Below are 20,012 nucleotides of genomic sequence, written 5' to 3' on the forward strand. Positions count from 1 at the left end.
CGTATTCTTTTTCCACCAGGCCGAGGTCGGCCCACGTTCACCTGGAGCACCGTGACACTCAGCGAGACGCTCGTCCGGACCGGCCTGCGCGTCGGCGCCCGCGTCGCCCCCGACACGACAGCCCGGGTCATGGCCGAGAAGTTCTTCACCGTCGGGCAGCGCGTCCGGGTCTGGCCGCAGGACGTGCCCGTCATGGCGGCTGCCCGCCGCGAGACCGTCGTGCTGAACGCCCGCCCCGGCGGGACCACCGACGTCGTCACGTACACCTGGGGCGACGGCCCCCGCACGGTGCTCCTCGCGCACGGGTGGCAGTCCCGCACGTCCCGCTTCGGGGCGATCATCACCCGGCTCGTCGACGACGGCGCGACGGTCGTGGGCTTCGACGCTCCCGGCAACGGGGAGACGGACGGGACGACGTCGTCCCTCCTCGATCACCTGGACCTCATCTCGCTTCTCGCAAAGAAGCACGGGGAGCTCGACGCGATCATCGGGCACTCCTTCGGGGCCCTTGCGGCGAGGATCGCCGTCGAGGAGGGCGTCCCTGCCAGGCGGGTCGTCGCGATCGCCGGTCCCAACACCTTCGACTTCCTCGCCGACACCGCCGCCGTGCGGGCAGGACTCCCGCCCCGGCTCCTGCCGCCGATGATCGACCGTGCGATGCAGCGAGTGCTGCCCGGAACGACCGGGACGGAGGCAGCCGAGAGGTTCCACGTGCTGCGGCCCACGAGCGTCCCGCTCTTGATCGTCCACGACGACGCAGACCCCGAGGTTCCGCTGGTCGAGGCCGAGGAGCACGCGGCAGCCGCGGGCGAGGGTGCGCACCTGCTCGTGACCTACGGCCACGGGCACAACCGCGTCCTCGTCGCGCAGGAGACGGTGGACGCCGTCGCGAAGTTCTGCGCCGACTCGGCGCCGCAACGCCTAACCTGAGGGCATGCCTGCCAAGATCCTCGTCGTCGACGACGATGACCTCATCGCCGCGTCCGTCGTCGCGCACGTCCGCGCCGCCGGTCACGACGCACGCCAGTCCGCCGACGCCGCCACGGCGGAGCACGAGTGGCGCACGTGGCGACCGGACGTCGTCGTCCTGGACGTCAGGCTTCCGGGCCGGTCGGGCCTCGATCTGCTGCGCCGGCACCGCGAGGACGGCGACGGGACCCCCGTCGTGCTGCTCTCCGGGCTCGGCACGGTGGACGACCGGATCGTCGGGCTCGAGGTCGGGGCCGACGACTACCTGGCCAAGCCGTTCGACGCGCGGGAGCTCGTCCTGCGCGTCGAGGCCCTGCTGCGCCGGGGCGCGGTCGCCGTCGAGCCGACACCCTCACGGATCACCGTGGGGAAGCTCACCGTCGACGCCTCCGACCGCACCGCCGTCGTCGACGGGGACGACGCTCCACGGCGCGCCGAGCTCGCACCGCGCGAGTTCGCGCTCCTGCAGTTCCTGGCACTGCACCCCGGCCGGTCGTTCAGCCGGCGAGAGCTGCTGCGTCGCGTCTGGGGGTGGGACTTCGGCGACGACTCGACCGTGATGGTCCACGTCCGCCGCCTGCGTGCCAAGCTCGAGGCCGACCCGGCCGACCCGCAGATCCTCATCAACGTCCGCGGCGCAGGCTACTGCGTCGCAGCACCCGCACCGAGCGAGGAGCACAGCGCATGACCGACCTTCAGCTCATGGGGGCCATCACCCTGACCTCGGCCGTCCTGATCGGGGCGATCGGTCTGTGCCTCGTGATGTGGGCACGCCGCCAGTCCCTGGTCGCCGCGCTCGTCGTCGCCGCCCTCGTGCCGTTCGGCGCCGTCGTCGCGGCCGTGGCCGTGAACGTCAACGCGATGTTCCTCTCCTCGCACGACGCCGACGTGATCTGGTTCGTCCTCGCCGTCACCTCCGTGCTCGCGGTGGCGCTCGCCGTCATCCTGGGACGCTCCCTCGGCCGGGAGTTGAAGCGCGTCGGCGACGAGGCGCGGCGGCTCGCGGAGGAAGGACCTGACGCGGCCGGGTCGGACGGAGCTGCGTCCGTCGCGCCCGTCACCGCGGAGCTCGCCCACCTCAGTGCCGAGCTCGCCGATACCCGCGAGCGCCTGGCCGTCGCACGCGAGCGCGAGCGCGCCGCCGACGGAGCACGCCGTCAGGTCGTCGCGTTCGTGAGCCACGACCTGCGCAGCCCGCTCGCCGGGATCCAGGCCGCTTCGCAAGGATTGCGCGACGGGGTGTTCGACGACCCGTCGACCGCGCTCGACGGCATCGAGTCGGCCGTCCAGCGCATGGCGCGGATGATCGACGACCTCGCCGAGCTCTCCCGGCCCGGGTCCGACGACGCGCCCGCCAGCGAGCCCGACCACGCCCGGGTGGACCTCGCCGCGGTGGTGCGCGACGTCGTCGCGCACGTCCTGCCCGTCGCCACCGACGCCGGAGTGGTCCTGGACTCGCAGATCGAGGACGGCGTCGTCGTCACCGGTGACGCGGACGACCTGGCACGCCTGCTCGACAACCTCGTCGCCAACGCCGTCCGCTCGAGCGGATCGGGCGGCCGGGTTCTCGTCGCCGCACAGAACGCCGACGGGGGAGTGCGGCTCGTCGTCGAGGACACGTGCGGGGGAATTGCCGAGCACGACCGACGCCGCGTCCTCGAACCCGGCTTCCAGGGCGACGGCGCCGTGGGCGCGAGCGGGCTCGGGCTCGCGATCGTCGACAGTGTCGTCGAGGCTCACGGCGGCAAGGTGGCCGTCGGGTCGACGGGCGAGGGGTGCAGCGTCGAGGTCCGGATTCCGCAGGGCGCGTAGATCTGCCTGTGGATGAGGCCCTTCACGCGCCGAGCGTCTGGTTGGGTGGATGGAGCACCTATCGGTGCGGGCGAGGTGGATCGTTGGGGGACGAACATGGAGCAGCCTGGCAACCCGCTCGTCGCGTTGTGGCGCTTCATCGGGTACCACGCCGCAACGCGGAAGGTTGGTTCGACGTTCGCCGCCGGCGTCCTTCTCGCGTTCGGTGGACACATGCTTGGCACGTCGATTCGTATACGCGTTGCCGGGCTCGACGTCACGTTGAACGCCCCCTGGTGGGGCGCAACTGCGGTGATCGTCGGAGTGCTCGTCGGTGTCGCGGCTCTCTCTTGGGAGCGTCAGGATGACACTCTCGAGGTTCGCACCGAAGCACGAGACCGGCTCCTCGAGCAAGAACTGGCGCCGTTGCTCGATGCTGCTGCCTCGACAACCGGTCTCGCTCGTCAAGATCGAATACGTGAAGCGCACGCTGCCGCGGCGCGAGCTGTTGCGTCGCTGTGCGGAGCATTCGACGACGTCCCCGGAGTTCGCGCGATCGTCTTCTTGGTCAGCGATGACGGGACGCGCATGACGACGGCGCAGTCGGCGGGGAGGTCGCAGCGCCCGGGTGACTTTGTCCGTGGGACCGAACGAGGCGACAAGGCGTTCGACGTACTCTTGCGGGAGCGTCGACGACAAGTCACGGTGGCGAACCTGACAGACGCAGATCCCAACGAATGGGCAGGGTCCGGCGATGGGTACGGGACTTTCATCAGTGCACCGATTCGGTCTGGATCCGAGGGATTTGGCCTACTGACGGTGGACGCTGAGATTCCAGGCACGCTAGACCGAAGCCATGCGTCGACTGTCGCCCTCTTCGCAGCAGCTCTTGCAGTTCTCTTCGCGGAGACAGCGCGCGGCCGACACGCGCCCGGATACGATGGAAGCGAATCGCGAGAGGATGACTGACATGGGCAAGGTTCCGTTGGAGTTCAGTGCCGACGCGGATGAGCAGGGTCAGACCGAGTCGCCCGCGGAGAGACTGAGGAAACTCGAGGCAGAGATCCGGCAGGAGCGACGCGAGCGCAGCCGACGACTGTTCGACGCCGGACGAATGCCGGGCAAGCGGTAGCGAGTTCTTCGTTTCATCGCTACACCCTCGTGAGCCGGAACTATCGGCCCCTCCGGCGGAATTCGCTCGGACAGTGGCATTCCGCCGTCGGGCCGGACGATAAGGTGCCCGGCATGGGTTGGTTCACGAAGATTCGACGTAAGTTCTCCGCATCGGCCACGCAGGACGTCGCCCCGGCGCCGGCGGAGGTGGAGTCACCTGTCGTCGCCGACGGTCCCGCCGAGCCGTCGTCCGCACCGGTCTCTGACGTCGCGCCCGAGGCTGAACCGGCGCCAGATGTCGAGCCTGAGCCCCAGCCCGCACCCGAACCGGTCGCAGAATCCGCGCCTCAGCCCGTCCCGGGCGTCGAGCCGGTCGCTGCCGCCGAGCGCACCGTACTGGACCTGTCCGGTGTGGACTCCGTGCGGGTGCGGATCGTCGCGACCGACGTGCTTCTGGGCGAAGAGGAGCGGGAGGGCGTCGACCGCACGGAGTACCTCCTGGTGCGCGAGCCGGCAGACGTCGACGCCGTGAGCACGCTCGCCGTGTTCAACGGCGAGCGCAAGATCGGCTACCTGTCGCCCGCGAAGGCCGATCTGCTCGTTCCGCTCCTGGACTCGATGCCCGCCGACGCCTTCCGGATTGCCGGAGACCCGGACGTGACGAAGCCGGAGCAGTTCTGGGCGTTCATCCCGCGTGTCCCGGCTCTCCGTGCGCACGCGCAGTCGCTTCTGGTGGACTCGGCGGCCCGCTAGCGGTCAGCGACGGGGCGAAGGCTACGTCCCGTCCGCCACCATCGCCGCCAGTCCGTCGCGCAGCGGGATCTGGGCCGACCATCCCAGCAGCTCGTCGGCCCGGTCGCTCGACGCGGTGACGTGCCGGACGTCGCCCGCCCGGTACTGACCGGTGACGACGGGCGCCGGCCCGTCCATCACCTCGGCGAGCACCTGTGCCATCTCCCCGACCGTGGTCACGGTCCCTGAGCCGACGTTGAGCGGGGTCACGCCCGGCCCGACGGGGTGCTCGGCCGCGCGCACGACGGCGGCCGCGACGTCGTCGACGTGGACGAAGTCGCGGCGTTGCCCGCCGTCCTCGAACACGCGGGGCGGGCGCCCGTGCGCGAGCTCGGACCGGAAGATCGACGCGACGCCCGCGTACGGGGTGTCGCGGGGCATCCCGGGTCCGTAGACGTTGTGGAAGCGGAGCGCGGTGGCGCTCGCGCCGGTCTCGCGGGTCCAGGCGCGCAGCAGGTGCTCGCCGTGCACCTTGGTCGCGGCGTAGACGTTGCGCGGGTCGAGCGGAGCGTCCTCGCCGACCAGCCCGGGGACGAGGACGCTGCCGCACTGCGGGCAGCGTGGGTCGAAGGTGCCGGCGTCGAGGTCGGTGACCTCGCGGGGTGCGGGGGAGACGACGCCGTGCTCGCCCGTCCCGTCGCCAGCGCACTCGTACCGCCCTTCGCCGTACACCACCATCGAGCTCGCGAAGACGAGGTGCCGCGTCCCGGCGCGTGCGGCCGCCTTGAGGATCATGGCGGTGCCGAGGTCGTTGGACGCGACGTAGTCGTCGATGTCGTCGATGTTCACTCCGAGCCCGACCTTTGCCGCGAGGTGCACGACGACGTCGCTCGCCTCGACGGCCTTCGTCACCGTGGCCAGGTCCTGGATGTCGGCGGTGATCAGCCGGACGCCGTCGGGCAGGTCTGGACTCCGGTGGTCGTGGACGTCGACGCGCAGGCTGTCGAGGACGGTCACGTCGTGCCCGGCCCGGACGAACGCCCGGACCGAGGCGGACCCGATGAATCCGGCGCCGCCGGTGAGGAGAATTCGCATGCCTGCAGCATGGCTGTCCACGCCGCCACCCGCAGGGCCGACCCGCCATTCCGGGACGAACGATCGGCTGACGACTACGCTGCGTGCATGAGCAACGTCGTTGGGTTCGGGATGGTCCTCGTGCTGGTGCTCGGCGCGCTCGCCGTCGTGGTCGCGGCCATCGTGCTGCTGGTGCGCTCCACCCGTATCGGGACCGAGGGGGCTCACCGCAGCGTCGAGGAGCGCCTCGCCGAGCTGGACGCTCTTGTGGAGAGCGGCACCATCAGCGCGCGCGAGCGGGAGAAGGCGCGCGAGCGCATCCTCGACTCCCTCTGACCTCCGCCGCGCCGGCGCGCGGAGGCGTCGAACGATCGCCTGACGAGTCGGCGGATCCACGCCGTATCTCGTGCCTGAGCCCTGCTCCGGTGCGAGACTCCCGGCCATGAGCGCATCGCATCCCACCCCGGCCGCCGAGTCCCCGATCGGCATCATCGGCGGCTCCGGCCTCTACTCGCTGCTGGACGACCCGCAGGAGGTGGAGGTCGAGACGCCCTTCGGGTTCCCGTCCGAGCACCCCCAGCGCGGGACCTTCGGGGGCAAGGACGTCGTCTTCATCCCCCGCCACGGTGCCGACCACCGGTTCCCGCCGGCACGGATCAACTACCGGGCCAACCTCTGGGCGCTGCGGGCGCTGGGCATCCGGCGTGTGCTCGCCCCGGCCGCCGTCGGTGGGCTGACGCCGGAGCTCGGGCCGGGCAGCGTCGTCGTCCCGGACCAGCTGATCGATCACACGTGGGGGCGCGCGCACACGGTGTACGACGGCGTGGGCCCGGTCGTGCACGTCGGTTTCGCGGACCCGTACTGCCCGACGGGCCGCGCGACGGCGGTCGCGGCACCGGTGCCGGAGCCGTTGACGATGGTCGACGGCGGCACCATGGTCGTGATCCAGGGGCCGCGGTTCTCCACCCGGGCGGAGTCGCGCCGCAACGCGCGCGAGGGCGGCACGGTCGTGGGGATGACCGGGGCGCCGGAGGCGGGGATCGCCCGGGAGCTGGCCATGTGCTTCACCACGTTGGCGCTGGTCACGGACTCGGACGCGGGCGTCGACGCGACGACGGCGGTCTCGCACGCCGGCGTGCTCGAGGCGTTCGCGCAGAACGTCGAGCACCTCGGCACGCTGCTCGCGGACGTCGTGTCCGCGCTGCCGGACACCGACTGCACGTGCCGGCACGCCGTCGACGGGTTGACGCTGCCGTTCGAGCTGCCGTAGCGGGCGGCTACAGCTCGTCGGCCAGCGCGGTCAGGGTCTCCGAGACCCCGGCCTGGAGCTTGAGGGTGGCGAGGTCGTCGCCGCGGGTCCACCCGCGGTTGACGATCACCACCGGCTTGTCGTCCTTGACCGCGCGCTTGACGAACCGGAGCCCGCTCATCACCGCGAGCGACGACCCGGCGACGAGCACGGCGTCGGCCTCGTCCACCATCGCGAACGCCCGGTCGACGCGCTCGCGGGGCACGTTTTCGCCGAAGTAGACAATCTCCGGCTTCAGCACCCCGCCGCAGAACTCGCAGGGTGCGGGGACGAAGTGCGACGTCTGCTCGATCACGGCGTCGGCGTCGGGCGCGATCTCGATGTCGGCGACGGCGCCCGAGACGGACTCGACGAACCCCGGGTTGAGGAGGTCGAGCCGCTCGGCGAGGTGCTCGCGGGAGATCACCCGCGAGCACTGCAGGCAGATCACCCGGTCGTAGCGCCCGTGCAGGTCGATCACGTTCCGTGCGCCCGCCTCCTCGTGCAGCAGGTCCACGTTCTGCGTGATGATCCCCGTCAGCAGCCCTCGCTCCTCCAACCGGGCCGCCGCCCGGTGGCCGGCGTTCGGGTGCGTGCGATTCACGTGCCGCCAGCCGACGTGGTTGCGCGCCCAGTAGTGGCGTCGGAAGTCGGCGTCGTTGACGAACTGCTCGTACGTCATCGGCGTGCGCGGCGGCGAGTCGGGCCCGCGGTAGTCGGGGATCCCGGAGTCGGTGGAGATCCCCGCTCCGGTCAGGAGAGCGAGGCGGCGTCCTCGCAGAAGCCTCACGACGTCGCCGTACGTCGCCGTGCTGTCGTCGATCAGTTCCACCCGTCGAGCCTACGCCCGCCGACGACGTCGTACCCCGGCCGGGCCGCGACGTCGGACGGCGCTGTGCCCGGGTTCGTAACACTTACGTTAAGTGTCTAGTGAAATGGCCCACAGTTGGCTAGTGTGCAGGGGACCGAACAAATCTGCCGGGCGGCAGCTCCGGCACGGACGAGAGCAATGAGGCCTTTTCCATGACACGACGTCCAACACGCCGCGGGGCCGCCGTGGCGCTCGCGGCCGCCACGGCCCTGGGTGCGAGCGTTCTCACCGCCCCGGCAGCCGGTGCCGCTCCCGCCGACGGCGGAGACCCCGACGGCATCAACGGGTTCCGGTCCGTGGGCTACTTCCAGGCCCACGCACCCAGCAAGGAGGACGGTGGCCGCGACTACCAGGTCGAGGACATCATCAACTCCGGTGCGATCGACGACCTGACGCACCTCAACTACTCCTTCGGGAACGTCACGACCGACCTCGTCTGCGACATCAGCGACGGCGTCGTCCCGGACCACGGTGTGGACCCCGGGGAGGTCGAGGGCGACCCGGAGAACGACTACCTGCGCCTCGTCTCGGCCAAGGACTCGGTCGACGGCGTCGCCGACAGCCCGGACCAGGCGCTCGCCGGGAACTTCAACCAGCTCCGCAAGCTCAAGGAGGAGTACCCGGGGATCAAGATCCTCGTCTCCCTCGGCGGCTGGACCTGGTCGGACAACTTCCCGGCCGCGACGGCGACCCCGGAGGCCCGGGAGAAGCTCGTCGAGTCCTGCCTCGACCTGTACATCGACGGCGACCTCCCGGTCTACGGCGACCAGGGCGGCGAGGGTGTCGCAGCCGGCATCTTCGACGGCATCGACATCGACTGGGAGTGGCCCGCCGCCAACGGCGAGCACGGCCCGGTCTACGGTGACGAGGAGAAGGCGAACTTCCTCGCGATGCTCCAGGAGTTCCGCACCGAGCTCGACGAGCGCGCCGAGGCCAACGACACGGAGTACCTGCTGACCGGGTTCGCACCGGCCGGCTGGGCCCCGCGCACCAACGGCGGCTGGGTCGACCCGATCGCCATCGACTCGTTCGACTACATCAACATCCAGGGCTACGACTACCACGGTGGCTGGGTGGGCAACCGCACCGGGCACCAGGGCAACCTGCACGCCTACGACTGGCCCGTCGACCCCACGCAGCCCGACGGTGAGCAGACCTCCGCCAACTGGGGTCTCGCCGCGGACGGCCTGCTCAACGCCTACAAGGCCGCGGGCTACGACGGCGAGCAGCTCAACCTCGGCATGGCCGTCTACGGCCAGGGCTGGGAGGGCGTGACCGACGGCGAGATCGCCGGGACCGCCGCCACCGCCTCGATCGGCACGCCAACGTACGACGAGCTCAAGAACCTCGGCAAGGCCTACTTCGACCCCGAGGCCGGTGCGTCGTGGCGCTACGACGGGGACCGCTGGTACTCGTACGACGACAAGAAGTCGGTCAACGCGAAGTCCGAGTGGCTCGCCGAGAACGACTTCGGCGGCGCCATGTGGTGGGACATCTCCGGCGACAAGAAGAACGACCTCGTCGGGCAGGCTGCCGACACGTTCCGCGCAGCCACACCCGGGCCGCAGGTCGGCGAGCAGTGCGCCGCCCCGTGGTACGCGGCTGGTGTCTACACCGAGGGCGCTACCGTCTCCCACGACGGTATCGAGTACGAGGCCAAGTACTGGACGCGCAATCAGGAGCCCGGCTCCTCGAGCGCCTGGACCGAGATCGGCGGCTGCGGCACCGCACCTGCCGTCGAGGTCGAGCAGTGCGGCGACGCCTGGGACTCCGCAGCCACGTACCGCAAGGGCGACGTCGTCACCCGCGCCGGCGTGAACTACACGGCCCAGTGGTGGACCAAGGGTGACCTGCCGGGCGGCTCGGCATGGAGCTCGTGGGACGCAGGCGTTCCCTGCGCCTGACCGCACACCGCACGATCTGAGGTGAGCGAAGGCGGTGCCCCGGACCCGATTTCGGATCCGGGGCACCGACCCGCTATCCTTGTGTCGCTGGTGATTCCAGCGAGGTAGCGTGTCCGAGCGGCCGAAGGTGCAGCACTCGAAATGCTGTGTGGTTCATAGCCACCGTGGGTTCAAATCCCACCGCTACCGCCGACACGAAGGGCCCCGAACCGGATGGTTCGGGGCCCCTCGTCGTTTCTAGGGCACCGGAAACCCACCGGATTCCCTAGACTCACGCGATGACCAGAATCACTGTGGCCGAGGCTCGGGGACTGAGCTTCGGTTGGCTGCTCGACACGGTCGTCGCGAGCCTGGTCGTGATTGCTCTGCCGTTCCTGCAGACCACCAGCGCCTGAGAGCGGGATACCCGGCGGCGATGCGGTGAGGACGGAGCGCCCGTGATGGTGCTGCACCGCCTGACGCGCACTAAGGAGGGCCGCGTGGTCGAGTACGCCGAGGGTGTGCACGCGGTGTCCCGCTTCGCCTGGACCTACAGCTTCGACTTGCCCGACTGACGAACGGAGCATCATGAGCGTGATGGACAATGCCCCGCTCCTCTGGGGGTACCACCAGTTGCGCCGCGAGCCCGGCAACACGGACATCGGCATCGGTCTCGGCAGCCACGACATCGGTGTCGCCGAGCATCCCGCCGAACTCTGGCACGCGGGCTGATTCCCGCTGATCGTCTTCACGGGCGCCAACGCGCCGATGACCGCAGACGTCGTCCCTCGGGACGAGGCAATCCACTACGCCGAGCGTGCCCACGAGCTCGGCGTCCCCGCCGACGCGATCCTCACCTAGACTCGGGCCACCAACAGCGGCGAGAACTTCACCTTCACCCGCGAGCTGCTATATGGGCTCGGCATGCATCCGGCGTCGGCGACCATCATCAGCCGCTTATATCAGCAGGCTCGCGCCTACGCAATCGCTCGAAAACTCTGGCCTGAACGCGCCTTCGTCTGTTTCGCTCGCCACTAAACCCTGGAGACTCACACAGAGTCGATGGACGACCGCGACCGCGTGGTTGACATTCTCGTAGGAGATGCGCAAAGCACATGGCTATACGCGGCAAGAGGGTACGCACAAGCCCAAGACGTGCCGTCGGCCGTCCGCGGCGCCTACAAACGACTGGTCTGTGAGCGCTTCACAAGCCGAGCTACTGAGGATTCGCGCAAATCAAAGAACCGGTGCTACGACCGCCCCGACTGAGGACCGCAGCCCTGCAGCAGTGTGCACCGTCGGATTCTCCTCGTGCCGCGCCAGGCCAGTCGAAACTTCACCCCACGGAGGTCGCGGGACTGTGGCAGGATCGTGGAACGGCTCGGCGAAGGGAAAATGGTGGCGCGAAACTCAAAGATGAGGGCAGGTTTCAACCTTGGTGGTGAAGCTGCCGAACTCGATGGATTGCTTGAGGATGCATTCTTCGAATCGGGCGACTATCGGGCGATGGAGTCCAAAGACGAGCACAGGTGCCTTCTTGTTGGGCGAACCGGGGCGGGTAAGTCTGCTGTGCTCAAGCACATCGAGTCCATACATCCTGATCACGTTATACGCATCAACCCGGAGAATCTCTCACTGCCCTACATTACAAATCTCCAGGCGATCCGTTACCTCGACACTTTGGGGGTCAATCTAGACAACTTTTGGCAGACGCTTTGGCGACATGTCCTGCTCGTAGAGATTCTCCGCCATCGCTACAAGGTCGACTCTCCCGCCGCAAAGAGCAACTTCCTGCAGAACTTGCGTGAACGGATACGCAATGATAAAACCAAGCAAGCTGCACTCGCCTACTTGGATGACTTCGAAGGAAACTTTTGGTGTGAGAGCGACGAGCGGGTTCGGCAAATCACGGATAGATTCGCAGAGCGAATAGGGGCAGAAGGCGGTGGAAAGCTTGGAGGAGCGGGCGCGAGCCTCAGCGCCTCCGGAAACGTGGCGACTGAGTCTAGCCAGGAAGCTCACACCGAGCAGGTTCTCAGATTTCAGCGGATCGTCAACGATACGCAGTTGGCCCGACTCAATAAGATGATTAATGTGCTCGATGAAGATGTGCTCGATTCGAATCACTTCACTTATGTCCTGATCGACGACCTTGACAAGGAATGGGTTGACGAGCGTATCGCCAACGATTTGATTCGCTGCCTGTTCTCCACGGTGTACAGCCTGCATAATGTCAGAAATCTGAAGGTGATCGTGGCCTTGCGGACGAACATTTTCCAGGAGCTGGATTTTGGTCGCAGAGGCGGCGGGCAAGAAGAGAAATTTCGGGCCCTAGTGCAAGAGATTCGCTGGGCGCCGCACAGTCTAATGCGCGTGCTGGACGAACGTGCTCAAGTTTCCGGTCGACGCCTGGGTTCCGATGTAAATTCATTCGGCGAGTTCTTGCCATCTAGCAACTCAACAATGGGTAAGCCTGTCGAGTATATTCTCGACCGGACGTTGTTGCGCCCGAGAGACGCGCTAGCGTTCGCAAACGAATGCTTTTCCGTCGGCGCTGGGAAGGATCGGCTTGCGTGGGCTGATATTAAATCGGCTGAGGAAACCTACTCGGTTGGTAGGCTGTTAGCGCTGCGCGATGAGTGGAAGGGCACGTACCCGGGGATCGCGGAGGTGGTCCAGCAGTTTAGGCACGCCTCGATGCGTATGGAGCGAGATGAGTTCCAAGAGCGTTTGGACAATGCAATCCTCTTGCTTAGCGACGAGCGGTTCGAAGGCGCAAAGTGGATGACGGATGCCTCGGCGCACATCTGGAGCGCCGGGGCCGATGTTGAGTGGGCGTACCTCTACTCACCACTCATCAAGATTCTGTATAGGCTCGGCCTGATTGGACTATCCACCCGATCTGGCGATAGGCCGGTCTTCTTCAATCAGGATCCGCATCTGATCGATCGGTCCAGCGATGTTGACGCGTCGAAATACTTCTATGTGCACCGGATGTATCATCGCGGGCTAGAGGTGCGAGCGAATGCGGGTCGACGTGAGGGTGACAGGTAGCGCAGACTATGTGAGGCCGGGTGGAACGTGTCGTGAGGGCTTTCTCTACTGTCTCAAGGCCCGGATCCGCCGCGGGGCTAGCGACCCGGGTGAGGCCCCGCGCTCCGCTCGCAAACTCGCTTCGCGCACCCCACCCGCCAGGCTGTCCACGGCAAGACGAAGGCGGCCCCGAGTCTCCTCGGGGCCACCATGCATTCTTTCGCCTGTCGGTCGGCGCCTACTCATCCGGCTGCCGACGCGTTCGCCCCATCGCCTCGAGCTCGATCCGAAAGCCCATGAGCTCTCGGCGCGTCTTCGCGTTTGACTGCAGGATCAGCCCCACGACGACCAGGACGAGGCCCGGGACGAGGAAGAGCAAGGCCTGTCCGGCGCCTGGTTCGCCGACGCCCCAGACGAGGCCGATTCCCATGAGGATGGCACCAACTACAGTCGCGGTCATGGCCGGAATCCTCTCAGGTCGTCGGGTGTTTGCGAGAATTTGCTCGGCTCCTGGGCCGGTGCGCCCGGCGAACGTTGCCGGCGCCGCACCGATCGCCGAGCATCCGGCCGGCTCCGGCCCGCGTTGAGGGCGCCTGCAGCGTCGCTGTGCGATTGCCTGCGGTCACCGTTGACCCGGACTTCCACCACCGACCTCCAGAGCTCGGCGGCCGGCACGGCGCCTCCGAGCGTCCCAACCGGCCGCGCTGCCGAAAGGTCGCAGGATTGCCTCCACATTGGTCGTCGGATTCGTGCCTGTAAGAGGAACGCGGTCCAACCGGCGGCCTGGCGAAGGTCCAGGTCAGGCGCCAAAACTGCCCAGGCGAGCAGGCTCGACCAACGCGGCACGGTCAAGCCCACCGCTACCGCCGACACGATGGGCCCCGAACCGGATGGCTCGGGGCCCTTCGTCGTTCGCATGGACCCGCGCCGCGGGCCGTGAGCGACTCTCGCTACGCCACGTCCAGCGCGCCGCCGACGATGACCATGGAAAGCGACAGGTACTCTTCTGAAATGGACATTGCACTCGAAGTGCCTGCGCGAGGGAACCTGGACCGGTCGTCGTCGGTGCGCCGCGTAGTGGGGCTGGGCGGCGCTGTCGCAATCTGCGCCATGGCGCTGGCGGGTTGCTCCGCGGACGGCCAGGTGAGCCTCGTCAACGACTCTGCCGAGGTGGTGACGGTCGAGCTTGGGTCTGAGCCGGGTAGGGAAATCCCGAGCGACGGAGCAGTGACGCTCCTCGAGTTCGGAGAGTGCGTCGACGGGCCGGTGGTCGTCACGTATGCCTCGGGCTCCGAGGTGGAGGTCGACGGGCCGGTGTGTCCCGGCGACGAGCTTCGGGTGACCGCGACGGCGGCGACGCTCTCGGAGTAGCGGGCTCGCGGTCAGTCGCGCGCGTCCAGCTGGAAGAGGTACGCGAATGCCTCGCGCGTGTAGGCGATGCCCTTTCCGGAGGCCCTGATCAGTTCGGCGTCGGCGTCGGCAGGCTTCTTCGGCACGAGGTAGGTGTCGAGCTCGTCGGCCGTGAGGGTGTACGTCCCGCCGGTGTGGGCGGTGTCGCTGGCGTGCTCAACGACGCCGACCAGGGTCAGGCGGGGGTCGAGGGCGGCGATGCTCGCGTCGCCATGGCTGGCGTTGGAGAGCAGGTATCCGCCCGGAGCGACGTAGTGCTGGCAGTGATCCCAGATCGGCCCCGCGTACAGGGAGATCAGCAGGTCGAACGCGGCGTCCGGCAGCGGGAGCGGCACGGTGTAGTCGCCGGCGACGAACTGCACGTCGGCCCCGGCCCCCGGCTGGGTCCGGCCGTCGAGGTCGGCGGCGACGGCGTCCGGGTCGGCGAAGTACTTCGCGGCCCGACGGTCCATGTCGAGATACGTGACGGACGGGAGCGCGGTCGACGGCGCGAGGTCCAGGTAGCTGCCGGGGTAGAGCGCCCGCTCGGCTCCGGTCGCGGCGTGGACGGCCGCGAACAGCGACGACCGGTCTCCGATCGACTGCCGGTACCCCGCCCAGGTCGCGGGCTGCTTCATCGCACGGTTCCGTCGTGCCGGTGGGTGGCGTTCGTCGCGAGGAGCATGGTGCCTATCATCAGGGTGTTCGCTGGGCCGCGCGATCCGTCGTCGAATCTGCCTCTGCCGGAGTGGCCGACTCGGTCGGAGCGGAGAGGTGGCCGGTGCGGCGCAGCCACCACTCGACCAGCAGGGTGGTGAACGGCGGCACGGCGGCGGCCAGGGCGACGAACGCGCGGCCCCAGCCCCAGCGCAGCTTCACGGCGGCGTAGATCGTGACGAGGCCGTAGACGACGAACGCGGCGCCGTGCAGGCGCCCGAACAGCCAGACCCCGGCCTCGGTGGTCTCGGTGACGTACTTGAGGAACATGCCGACGAGCAGACCGGCCCAGGTGAAGGCCTCGACGAAGGCGACGATCGCGTAGACGCGGCCGACGGGCGAGAGCGGGGCGGGCGACGAGTCAGACATGGGGGTCCTTCCGGGTGGGGCGATGGCGGGCGACAGTATCGCCGATGCACCTGGAAACGGTGTCCAGCCAGGCCCGCTACAGACGTCGAGCCGGGCGAACGAGACGGGCCGCCGTCGTCCGGGTGGACGACGGCGGCCCCTGCCGTTCGGTGGTTCAGCGCACCCGGACAGTCAGCTCCTTGCTCTCGGTGTCGCCGAGGTGGTTGCTGAACACGATCTGGTAGGTGTGCTTGCCGGCGGTGCGGCCGGTGAGCGGCACCTCGACGTGCTGGGCGGACGGGGTGGCGTCCGTGAGGTCCCCGGAGGAGACGGGTTCGCCGTCCTCGAGGAGGGTCCACGCGGTGGCGTTGGTGCCCCACCACAGGTCGGCACGGAGGGTGTACTCGCCGTCCTGGTCGTGGTTGTCGTGGCTCAGGCGCGGGGTGGCCGGCGCCGCCTCCGTGACCCGCACGGTGTGGGTGCGGCAGGCGGTGGTGCCTGCGGCGTTTACGAGCTCGCAGCCGTACTCGTACGTCCCGTCGGCGCGGTCGGCGACGTCGAACTCGACGTGCTGGGCGGCGGGGGTCGCGTCCACGAGGTTGCGCGTCGCGACGACGTCCCCGTTCTCGGTCAGTCGCACCTGGGTGGCGTTCTGGCCCCACCACAGGTCGACGGACACCGTGTAGTCGCCGCCACGGACGCCGTCGCGCGCGTTGTCGTCGCTGATCGCGGCACGGGCGGGTGCCTCGACCGCCGCGGGTCCGTCGATCGCGTAGAGCGTGGTCGAGCCGGAGACCTCGTTGCCGACGGCGAGCATCGCCTCGCCGGTCGGCGAGTCCGTCGCGGAGATGAAGGCGAGCCCCTCGGGGCCGAGGTCCCCGGCCGCGCGCACGGCTTCCGCGGGAGCGGCGCCGTCGTCGATCGCGTCCTCCGCCGAGACCGAGAAGTCCCGGTTGTTGAGGTACTGCACGAACGTCGCGTCGGTCGGGTCGGTGATGTCGTACGCCATGATGCCGCCGACACGCTCGAGCCCGACGAACGCGTACGTGCGGTCGCCGACCGTGCCGACGACGACGCTCTCCGGCTCCGGCCCCTTGGCGTCCGAGCGCGACTCGAACGAGGACTCGCCGTGGTCGGAGTTGAAGGTGTCCGGCGCGACGTCGGCCGTGATCTGCTCGAAGTCGTCGCCGGAGTCGAAGACCTGCTCGCCGTCGGCGGTCCAGATCGAGAACGAGCGGGCACCGAACGCGAACAGCTCCTCGTAGCAGCTGCCGTCCGCGGCGAGGCCCGAGGCGCGCGAGACGTCGAGGCGGCCGAGGTCGTCGTCGGCCGTGCGCCCGGCTGCGGGGGCGTCGTCGCACAGGGGAGCGACCCCGTCCTCGCCGAGGTCCTTGACCCGCACCGGCTCCTCGTAGTCGCCCCACTCGCGGGCGTCGCCCTCGTTGGCGGTCAGCAGGTAGGTCTCGTCGCCCGCCGTGTAGCTCGTGATGCCGTCGGGCATGTAGAGGCCGCGCACGGGCACGGTGCGGATGTCGATCCCGGCATCCTTGTCAGACGGGTCGATGCCCTGGCCCTCGACCGAGAAGTCCTTGGACCCGAGCGACCGGATCTCGGTGACCTCCGCGGCGTCGAGATCCACGACGGCGACGGAGTTGGCCTCCTGCAGGGTCACCCAGGCGGTGTTGCCGTCGTCGGAGACCGTCACGTACTCGGGCTCCAGATTGCGCGAGACCGGGTGGTCGGAGCCCTCGATCCCCGCGAACACGCGGACCCCCTCGGGCAGCGCACCCTCCGCCTCGAAGGCGTGGAAGTCGGCGATCCGGACCGCGTCCTGACCGGGTGCCGTCACCGACCCGGGCAGGTCGACGACGGCGACGTCACCCTCGGGGTCCACGGCGTAGTCGTCGTCGGGCTCTCCCTCGTCGGCGACGACGGCGCGCGCCCCGTCCGGCGTGAACGTCACCATGTCCGGCAGGGCTCCGACGCGAACGGCACCGAGTGCCGTGCCGTCGGCGGCGGCGTCGAAGAAGACCAGCCACCCCGCCTCGGTCTTCGGGTTCGACTCCACAGCCACCGCCACGAGCCCGTCCTCGCGCACGGCCACCGAGTTGGCGACCGCCGACGCCGGCACGCTCGACCCGTCCGCGGCCGTCACGTTCGCGGTCTCGAGCGCGAACAGGCGCCGCGGAGCCGCGGGATCCTCGACGTCGAGGACCGTGACCTGCCCCGCATGGGCGTTGACCGAGAAGAGTCGCTGCGTCGCGGGGTGGTGCGCGACGATCTCGGCCGCCGACTCGTCGAACAGCCCGGTCTCGTAGCTGCCGAGAGCGCGCAGCTCGATCGCGGCGTCGGAGGTCGTGACCCCCACCGGGTCGTCGATCACGGCGGCCCGGGCGGCGGGAGCGGCGCTCGCGGCGACGAGTCCGCCGAGTGCGAGGCCGACGGCGGCGACCGCGGACCACCGTGGCAGCGTGAGGAGTCGGGGAGTGGGCACGGGCACAGGTCCTCCAGGAGTTTCGCGACGGCGGGACGAACGCTCCGCACGCTAGGCAGCCGACGTGCACGGGCGGGATGCGGGCGGTGAACCCTGCATGGCTTTTGGGTGTGATGTCGGAGATCGCGGACGGTGGTTGCCCCGTCCCTCCGGGTGGTGCACACTCAGAGTTCGGACACCCGAACTCTTCCCTCAGGAGCGTGTTGATGCCCGACGACGTCGCCGTCAGCCCGGCGCGGCCCGCCCGCCCCCGGCGTCCCGAGCGGGGGCTCTGGAGACTGCTCGGCCCCGCGTTCGTCGCCGCCGTGGCCTACGTCGACCCCGGCAACGTCGCGGCCAACCTCACCGCCGGAGCCCGGTACGGGTACCTGTTGGTCTGGGTGCTGGTGGCGGCCAACGTGATGGCGGTCCTCGTGCAGTACCTCTCCGCGAAGCTCGGCATCGTCACCGGCCGGTCGCTGCCCGAGGTCCTCGGCGAGCGCATGTCACGCCGGACCCGTCTGGCCTACTGGGGGCAGGCCGAGGTCGTCGCCGCGGCGACCGACCTCGCGGAGGTGATCGGCGGCGCCATCGCGCTCAACCTGCTCTTCGGGGTCCCGCTCGTGGTGGGCGGCATCATCACGGGCGTCATCTCCATGCTGGTGCTCTCGATCCAGCAGAGGCGCGGTCAGCGGGCCTTCGAGGCCGTGATCACGTCGATGCTCGCGATCCTGACCGTCGGGTTCTGCGCCGGCCTCTTCTTTGCGCCGCCGTCGCTCGAGGGCGTGCTCGGCGGCCTCGTCCCGCGCTTCGAGGGTGCCGACTCCGTCCTGCTCGCGGCCTCCATGCTCGGTGCCACCGTGATGCCGCACGCGATCTACCTGCACTCCTCTCTCGCCCGCGACCGGCACCGCGCCACCCGCCCCGCAGTCCCCGGCAGTGCTGCGTACTCCGGCGAGCAGGCCGAGACCCGGCGGCTGCTCCGCGGGACGCGGCTCGACGTCGTGCTGGCGCTGATCGTCGCGGGCTCGGTGAACATCGCGATGCTCCTGCTCGCGGCGGCCAACCTGCCGGGCCGTGCCGGCACCGACTCCATCGAGGGTGCGCACGCCGCGATCGTCGACGTGCTCGGGCCGGTGGTCGGCGTGCTCTTCGCCGTCGGACTGCTCGCCTCGGGGCTCGCGTCGACCTCGGTCGGCGCCTACGCCGGTGCCGAGATCATGCAGGGTCTGCTCAAGGTGCGGATCTCCCTGCTGTGGCGGCGTGCCGTCACCCTGATCCCGGCGATCGTCCTGCTCGCGACGGGCATCTCGCCCACGTGGTTGCTGGTGATGAGCCAGGTGGTGCTCAGCTTCGGCATCCCGTTCGCGATGATCCCGCTGGTCCGTCTGACGCGCGACCGTGCGCTGATGGGGGAGCAGCGCAACGGCACGGTGACCCAGGTGGCCGGCTGGGCGGTGGCGACCGTGATCGTCGCCCTCAACCTCGTGCTGCTCTGGCTCACGTTCGCCGGGTGAGAGGGCCGCGCATCGGGCCGGGACCTACCGCTCGAGCGCGCGAACCATCGCGGACGCCAGGTCGGCGGGTCGCGTGAACATCGGCCAGTGGCCCGTGGGCAGGTCGACGATCTCGTAGTCGTCGAGCCGGGCGAGCTCCGCGACGAACGAGTGGTTCTCCGCCATCAGGCCGCGCAGCGTCTCGGCCGACATCTCGGAGGCGATCACGGTCGAGGGCACCGTGTAGCGGCTCCGGTCGTCGCTCAGCGCGTGCGGCTCCCGTACGGTGCCGGCCGGCTGCGGGACCGCGCGCTCGCGGAAGGCCTGGAGCTGGCTCTCGGTCAGGTCGCGCAACGAGGCGTCGTCCATGCCCTCCCACGGCGGCAGCGGGTACTCGTCGAGCTCGGCGGGGAGGTCGGGGTTCAGGGCGTCACCGGAGGCCAGCGGCCCCGAGTCGACGTAGATCACGTGCGCGACGCGGCCCGGCCGGGCGTCCGACGCCGCGTAGACGAGACCGCCCGACGCCGAGTGCCCGGCGAGGGCGACCTCCGCGTCGTCGGGCAGCGCGTCGATCGCCGCGACGACGGCCGCGACGTGGTCGGCGAGCGTGACCTGCGAGCGGTCGGCGTCGCGCGACTCCATCCCCGGGAGCGTGAGCGGGTGCGGCGTGTGGCCGGCCTCCGCGAGGTGCGGGACGACGTCGTCCCACGCAGAACCGTCCAACCAGAACCCGGGAACCAGGATGATGTCCATCCACCGACTGTAGGCACGGCCCCCGACACTCGCTACGCTGCTTCCGCGCAACCCTGCGCGTTCAGCACGAACCACCCGATCC

General features: G+C 69.3%; 21 protein-coding genes and 1 tRNA gene. 15 read left to right on the forward strand and 7 right to left on the reverse strand.

The window, feature by feature from the left end:
• The first annotated feature begins 51 nt into the window (after positions 1 to 51).
• From Q343_RS0106490 to Q343_RS0106510, 6 genes are all read left to right on the forward strand, one after another.
• Positions 52 to 930 (forward strand): alpha/beta hydrolase, encoded by an 879-nt coding sequence (locus Q343_RS0106490; protein WP_029252786.1) that lies wholly within the window; start codon positions 52 to 54, stop codon positions 928 to 930.
• A 4-nt stretch (positions 931 to 934) separates the two neighbouring features.
• Positions 935 to 1,657 carry a response regulator transcription factor gene (locus tag Q343_RS0106495; RefSeq protein ID WP_043109732.1) on the forward strand — a complete coding sequence of 241 codons (723 nt, stop codon included), beginning with the start codon at positions 935 to 937 and terminating at the stop codon, positions 1,655 to 1,657.
• Positions 1,654 to 2,781: a sensor histidine kinase gene (locus Q343_RS0106500; protein WP_029252788.1), complete on the forward strand. Its 1,128-nt coding sequence runs from the start codon at positions 1,654 to 1,656 to the stop codon at positions 2,779 to 2,781. The genes Q343_RS0106495 and Q343_RS0106500 overlap by 4 nt, the downstream gene beginning before the upstream one ends.
• A 96-nt stretch (positions 2,782 to 2,877) precedes the next feature.
• On the forward strand, positions 2,878 to 3,729 hold the full coding sequence (locus Q343_RS15125; protein WP_162175471.1) for a GAF domain-containing protein: 852 nt from the start codon (positions 2,878 to 2,880) through the stop codon (positions 3,727 to 3,729).
• Between the two features lies 1 nt (position 3,730).
• Entirely contained in the window at positions 3,731 to 3,892 is a 162-nt protein-coding gene (locus Q343_RS15130) for a hypothetical protein (RefSeq protein WP_155990661.1), read from the forward strand.
• A 113-nt stretch (positions 3,893 to 4,005) separates the two neighbouring features.
• Positions 4,006 to 4,626 carry a hypothetical protein gene (locus Q343_RS0106510; protein WP_029252790.1) on the forward strand — a complete coding sequence of 207 codons (621 nt, stop codon included), beginning with the start codon at positions 4,006 to 4,008 and terminating at the stop codon, positions 4,624 to 4,626.
• Between the two features lie 21 nt (positions 4,627 to 4,647).
• Here Q343_RS0106510 and Q343_RS0106515 read toward each other — a convergent pair whose 3' ends face one another.
• A complete protein-coding gene (locus Q343_RS0106515; protein ID WP_029252791.1) occupies positions 4,648 to 5,700 on the reverse strand; it encodes an NAD-dependent epimerase/dehydratase family protein in 1,053 nt (350 codons plus the stop codon).
• An 87-nt stretch (positions 5,701 to 5,787) separates the two neighbouring features.
• Here Q343_RS0106515 and Q343_RS0106520 point away from each other — a divergent pair, with 87 nt between their 5' ends.
• Both Q343_RS0106520 and Q343_RS0106525 read left to right on the forward strand, forming a co-directional pair.
• A complete protein-coding gene (locus Q343_RS0106520; protein WP_029252792.1) occupies positions 5,788 to 6,015 on the forward strand; it encodes a hypothetical protein in 228 nt (75 codons plus the stop codon).
• 106 nt (positions 6,016 to 6,121) lie between these two features.
• On the forward strand, positions 6,122 to 6,949 hold the full coding sequence (locus Q343_RS0106525; RefSeq protein ID WP_029252793.1) for an S-methyl-5'-thioadenosine phosphorylase: 828 nt from the start codon (positions 6,122 to 6,124) through the stop codon (positions 6,947 to 6,949).
• A gap of 7 nt (positions 6,950 to 6,956) precedes the next feature.
• Here Q343_RS0106525 and Q343_RS0106530 read toward each other — a convergent pair whose 3' ends face one another.
• On the reverse strand, positions 6,957 to 7,799 hold the full coding sequence (locus Q343_RS0106530) for a Sir2 family NAD-dependent protein deacetylase (RefSeq protein WP_052366963.1): 843 nt from the start codon (positions 7,797 to 7,799) through the stop codon (positions 6,957 to 6,959).
• A 191-nt stretch (positions 7,800 to 7,990) separates the two neighbouring features.
• On the opposite strand from Q343_RS0106530, the gene Q343_RS0106535 reads away from it, so the two are divergent.
• From Q343_RS0106535 to Q343_RS15135, 5 genes are all read left to right on the forward strand, one after another.
• Positions 7,991 to 9,742 carry a glycosyl hydrolase family 18 protein gene (locus Q343_RS0106535; RefSeq protein ID WP_081829679.1) on the forward strand — a complete coding sequence of 584 codons (1,752 nt, stop codon included), beginning with the start codon at positions 7,991 to 7,993 and terminating at the stop codon, positions 9,740 to 9,742.
• Positions 9,743 to 9,845: 103 nt separating this feature from the next.
• Positions 9,846 to 9,931 (forward strand) — tRNA-Ser (locus Q343_RS0106540).
• Between the two features lie 248 nt (positions 9,932 to 10,179).
• Positions 10,180 to 10,296: a hypothetical protein gene (locus Q343_RS14840; RefSeq protein WP_282706016.1), complete on the forward strand. Its 117-nt coding sequence runs from the start codon at positions 10,180 to 10,182 to the stop codon at positions 10,294 to 10,296.
• Between the two features lie 22 nt (positions 10,297 to 10,318).
• The gene (locus Q343_RS15685; RefSeq protein ID WP_282706017.1) at positions 10,319 to 10,453 is read left to right on the forward strand and encodes a hypothetical protein; all 135 of its coding nucleotides are present in this window, start codon (positions 10,319 to 10,321) and stop codon (positions 10,451 to 10,453) included.
• Between the two features lie 639 nt (positions 10,454 to 11,092).
• On the forward strand, positions 11,093 to 12,775 hold the full coding sequence (locus Q343_RS15135) for a P-loop ATPase, Sll1717 family (RefSeq protein ID WP_155990662.1): 1,683 nt from the start codon (positions 11,093 to 11,095) through the stop codon (positions 12,773 to 12,775).
• Positions 12,776 to 12,992: 217 nt separating this feature from the next.
• On the opposite strand, the gene Q343_RS0106565 is transcribed toward Q343_RS15135, so the two are convergent.
• Positions 12,993 to 13,214 (reverse strand): hypothetical protein, encoded by a 222-nt coding sequence (locus Q343_RS0106565; protein WP_029252797.1) that lies wholly within the window; start codon positions 13,212 to 13,214, stop codon positions 12,993 to 12,995.
• A gap of 551 nt (positions 13,215 to 13,765) precedes the next feature.
• On the opposite strand from Q343_RS0106565, the gene Q343_RS0106570 reads away from it, so the two are divergent.
• Positions 13,766 to 14,125 (forward strand): hypothetical protein, encoded by a 360-nt coding sequence (locus Q343_RS0106570; protein WP_155990663.1) that lies wholly within the window; start codon positions 13,766 to 13,768, stop codon positions 14,123 to 14,125.
• A gap of 11 nt (positions 14,126 to 14,136) precedes the next feature.
• On the opposite strand, the gene Q343_RS0106575 is transcribed toward Q343_RS0106570, so the two are convergent.
• From Q343_RS0106575 to Q343_RS0106585, 3 genes are all read right to left on the reverse strand, one after another.
• A complete protein-coding gene (locus tag Q343_RS0106575; RefSeq protein WP_029252799.1) occupies positions 14,137 to 14,781 on the reverse strand; it encodes a hypothetical protein in 645 nt (214 codons plus the stop codon).
• 58 nt (positions 14,782 to 14,839) lie between these two features.
• Positions 14,840 to 15,229, reverse strand: a complete 390-nt coding sequence (locus Q343_RS0106580; RefSeq protein ID WP_029252800.1) for a DUF3817 domain-containing protein — start codon at positions 15,227 to 15,229, stop codon at positions 14,840 to 14,842.
• Between the two features lie 154 nt (positions 15,230 to 15,383).
• On the reverse strand, positions 15,384 to 17,702 hold the full coding sequence (locus tag Q343_RS0106585; protein ID WP_211248980.1) for a choice-of-anchor I family protein: 2,319 nt from the start codon (positions 17,700 to 17,702) through the stop codon (positions 15,384 to 15,386).
• Positions 17,703 to 17,908: 206 nt separating this feature from the next.
• On the opposite strand from Q343_RS0106585, the gene Q343_RS0106590 reads away from it, so the two are divergent.
• Complete coding sequence (locus Q343_RS0106590; protein WP_029252802.1) at positions 17,909 to 19,198, forward strand: Nramp family divalent metal transporter; 1,290 nt, start codon at positions 17,909 to 17,911, stop codon at positions 19,196 to 19,198.
• 24 nt (positions 19,199 to 19,222) lie between these two features.
• Here the strand turns inward: Q343_RS0106590 and Q343_RS0106595 are convergent, their stop codons facing one another.
• Complete coding sequence (locus Q343_RS0106595; protein ID WP_029252803.1) at positions 19,223 to 19,930, reverse strand: alpha/beta fold hydrolase; 708 nt, start codon at positions 19,928 to 19,930, stop codon at positions 19,223 to 19,225.
• Positions 19,931 to 20,012: the final 82 nt, after the last annotated feature.

Source organism: Paraoerskovia marina DSM 21750 (assembly GCF_000701465.1).
GTDB classification, from domain to species: domain Bacteria; phylum Actinomycetota; class Actinomycetes; order Actinomycetales; family Cellulomonadaceae; genus Paraoerskovia; species Paraoerskovia marina.

What these genes read in the sequence shown, in the direction of transcription:
- Q343_RS0106495 (WP_043109732.1), top strand. Translation starts at nt 935, where the DNA reads ATGCCTGCCAAGATCCTCGTCGTCGACGACGATGACCTCATCGCCGCG.
- Q343_RS0106500 (WP_029252788.1), top strand. Translation starts at nt 1,654, where the DNA reads ATGACCGACCTTCAGCTCATGGGGGCCATCACCCTGACCTCGGCCGTC.
- Q343_RS15125 (WP_162175471.1), top strand. Translation starts at nt 2,878, where the DNA reads ATGGAGCAGCCTGGCAACCCGCTCGTCGCGTTGTGGCGCTTCATCGGG.
- Q343_RS15130 (WP_155990661.1), top strand. Translation starts at nt 3,731, where the DNA reads ATGGGCAAGGTTCCGTTGGAGTTCAGTGCCGACGCGGATGAGCAGGGT.
- Q343_RS0106510 (WP_029252790.1), top strand. Translation starts at nt 4,006, where the DNA reads ATGGGTTGGTTCACGAAGATTCGACGTAAGTTCTCCGCATCGGCCACG.
- Q343_RS0106515 (WP_029252791.1), bottom strand. Translation starts at nt 5,700, where the DNA reads ATGCGAATTCTCCTCACCGGCGGCGCCGGATTCATCGGGTCCGCCTCG.
- Q343_RS0106520 (WP_029252792.1), top strand. Translation starts at nt 5,788, where the DNA reads ATGAGCAACGTCGTTGGGTTCGGGATGGTCCTCGTGCTGGTGCTCGGC.
- Q343_RS0106525 (WP_029252793.1), top strand. Translation starts at nt 6,122, where the DNA reads ATGAGCGCATCGCATCCCACCCCGGCCGCCGAGTCCCCGATCGGCATC.
- Q343_RS0106535 (WP_081829679.1), top strand. Translation starts at nt 7,991, where the DNA reads ATGACACGACGTCCAACACGCCGCGGGGCCGCCGTGGCGCTCGCGGCC.
- Q343_RS15685 (WP_282706017.1), top strand. Translation starts at nt 10,319, where the DNA reads ATGGACAATGCCCCGCTCCTCTGGGGGTACCACCAGTTGCGCCGCGAG.
- Q343_RS0106565 (WP_029252797.1), bottom strand. Translation starts at nt 13,214, where the DNA reads ATGACCGCGACTGTAGTTGGTGCCATCCTCATGGGAATCGGCCTCGTC.
- Q343_RS0106570 (WP_155990663.1), top strand. Translation starts at nt 13,766, where the DNA reads ATGGACATTGCACTCGAAGTGCCTGCGCGAGGGAACCTGGACCGGTCG.
- Q343_RS0106575 (WP_029252799.1), bottom strand. Translation starts at nt 14,781, where the DNA reads ATGAAGCAGCCCGCGACCTGGGCGGGGTACCGGCAGTCGATCGGAGAC.
- Q343_RS0106580 (WP_029252800.1), bottom strand. Translation starts at nt 15,229, where the DNA reads ATGTCTGACTCGTCGCCCGCCCCGCTCTCGCCCGTCGGCCGCGTCTAC.
- Q343_RS0106590 (WP_029252802.1), top strand. Translation starts at nt 17,909, where the DNA reads ATGCCCGACGACGTCGCCGTCAGCCCGGCGCGGCCCGCCCGCCCCCGG.
- Q343_RS0106595 (WP_029252803.1), bottom strand. Translation starts at nt 19,930, where the DNA reads ATGGACATCATCCTGGTTCCCGGGTTCTGGTTGGACGGTTCTGCGTGG.